At 66.9% G+C, this 2106-nt stretch carries 2 protein-coding genes; one reads left to right on the top strand and one right to left on the bottom strand.

The annotated features are described in order from the left end of the window. Positions 1 to 1514, top strand: a 1514-nt coding sequence (locus BG35_RS0109560) for an autotransporter outer membrane beta-barrel domain-containing protein (RefSeq protein ID WP_025782642.1), incomplete at its 5' end; no start/stop codon positions are given. A gap of 117 nt (positions 1515 to 1631) precedes the next feature. Here BG35_RS0109560 and BG35_RS11295 read toward each other — a convergent pair. Further along, on the bottom strand, positions 1632 to 2106 hold a 475-nt coding region (locus BG35_RS11295), incomplete at its 5' end, for a precorrin-6A/cobalt-precorrin-6A reductase (RefSeq protein WP_025782641.1).

The raw sequence follows: 2106 nt of genomic DNA, 5'->3' as shown, positions 1-2106 counted from the left end.
CCCAGCAGGTGGTGAATGCCGTGCAGGGACGTTTCAGCGCCAATCCCCAAGCCGGTCTCACCCTCACCGTGGCGGGGGAAGAGCTGACAGGCGCCACGCCGTTGGCGGAGAACGCAGGGGCATTATCCAAGGTGTTGGGGTTCGAGAGTGTGAGCGGCCAGCAACTGGCCCAGGGTTCTTCCTTCTCCTTCTCCCCCCGGATAGCAGCCGGGCAAGGGGAGGAGGAGGGGGCAACACCCCGGCTTGCCGTCTGGGGTGAAGGGGCGCTCTCCTCCTTCCGTGGACAGGAAGACACCCTCTCCCTGACTGGGGACGTGAGCACCGCCCTGGTTGGCGCGGACTGGCGGATGGAGCGCTGGCTGGCTGGCGCTGCCCTCTCCCACTCCTGGGGCACCGGCGGCTACGAGAGAGAGGGGGACAACGATGGTGGTGCAGACTTCAGCAGCACCCTGCTTGGCCTGTTCCCCTATGGCCGTTACGCCCTCACCCCGCGACTGGGCGTCTGGGCCGTGGCCGGGTACGGCCGGGGCGAGCTCTCCGTCAAACCCGATGGTGCCGAGAGGGAGTACCGGCCCGCCGCCAACATGGTGATGGGCGCCGTGGGGCTGGATGGCTTGCTCATCGATGGCGGTGCCGAGGGGCTGAGCCTCACCACCACCATCGACCTGCTGAGCCAGAAGACCACCACCGAGCAGGTGGATGCTCTCTCCTCCAGTGAGGGCAGCGTCTCCCGGCTGCGGGTGGGGCTGGAGGCGGGCCGCCCCTTCCCCCTGGCCAACGGTGCGGCGCTGCTCCCCTCGCTGGATGTGGGCATGAGACAAGACAGCGGCGATGGGGAAACCGGCTTCGGCCTGGAGGTGGGGGCCGGTATCGGCTGGAACGATCCACAACGAGGCATCAGGGGCGAACTGAAGGGGCGCTCCCTGGTGACCCACATGGAGGAGGAGTTCCGGGAGCAGGGCTTGGCCCTCTCCTTCGCCTGGGACCCCTCCCCCACCAATCGGGGACCGTCCCTCGCCCTGGGTCACACCATGGGGGCTACTGCATCCGGCATGGACGCCCTCCCCAATCCCACTGTTCTGGAGAGGTTGGACGACGCCAGCACCGGGGGGCAGCAGTTCGAGGCGCAGTTGGCCTACGGCTTCCCCGCCCACAACAACCGCCTCACCCTCTCCCCAGGGGTGGCAGTGGCCCTCTCCCCGGATAGCAGGAGCTACGGCCTCCTCTGGTCCCTGGCTCCCTACTCCCGGCAGGGGACGGATGGAACCTTGGGAAATCGCCCTGGAGGGGAAGCGGGAAGAAAGCAACACCGCAACATCCCCTGTGGATCATTCTCTGGGGCTGCGCTTCTCCCTCCTCTTCTGATGATCCATCTGAGGGGCGCCGCCCCTCTCTCGTCAGGCCCCGCTTTTGGCCAGTGTGAGGGAGCCCCTTCAGGAAGACCTTCCCGTGTAGCGCAGCAGGCAATGCCGCAAGCGCTTGGCGGTCATCGGTGCTGCCGGCAGTACTCCTGAATCCTTGAAGTCCTTGTAAGGCGGAGACAGGAAGAGCGCCGTAGTTGCCAAACTCGTCGGTGTAGATCGTGCCTGCTGACACCCTGAACAGCATCATCAGCAACGAGCAACTCACCATCAACCCCAAGGATCAGCAGCCCGTGACCACGTTTTCCGGAGGCATTCCTGGACCCGTTGGCGCAAGGTATCCCTGGTGCAGACGGCCATGGGCTTTGGCTCCTCCGGTCGCCGCAGCAGCCAGAGGGACACCCCCATGGCGTCACAAACCCGGCGCCAATGGCGCTCGGGCGTTCCTCCAGACTGGCGCGCCAACACCACGTCAACGGCCCAACGGCGACAGAGGGCCGCTTCCAGGGAAGTGGCGGGATCGGGCGTCGGGTGAATCTCCCCATGGCTTGTGCTGACGGGTTGCAAGGGGGCAATGCGCTCCGGCGGCAATCCCGCTGCGAGGGCCTGTTGCAGGGCCGTTGCAGTGGGCAGGATGCGGGCGGCGGTGTGCCGAGGCCCGCGCCAAGCCACCAACCGCGCCAGGCTGCGGGAGCCGACGGCGGTCAGGAGGGAGCTTGGACCCAAGTCCTGCACCACCTCCAGG

Origin of the sequence: Candidatus Synechococcus spongiarum SH4 (genome assembly GCF_000586015.1) — a bacterium.
Lineage (GTDB): Bacteria > Cyanobacteriota > Cyanobacteriia > PCC-6307 > Cyanobiaceae > Synechococcus_B > Synechococcus_B spongiarum_F.
The sequence above is the reverse complement of the archived record's forward strand: the minus strand, read 5'-3'. Positions and strand labels throughout refer to the sequence as shown.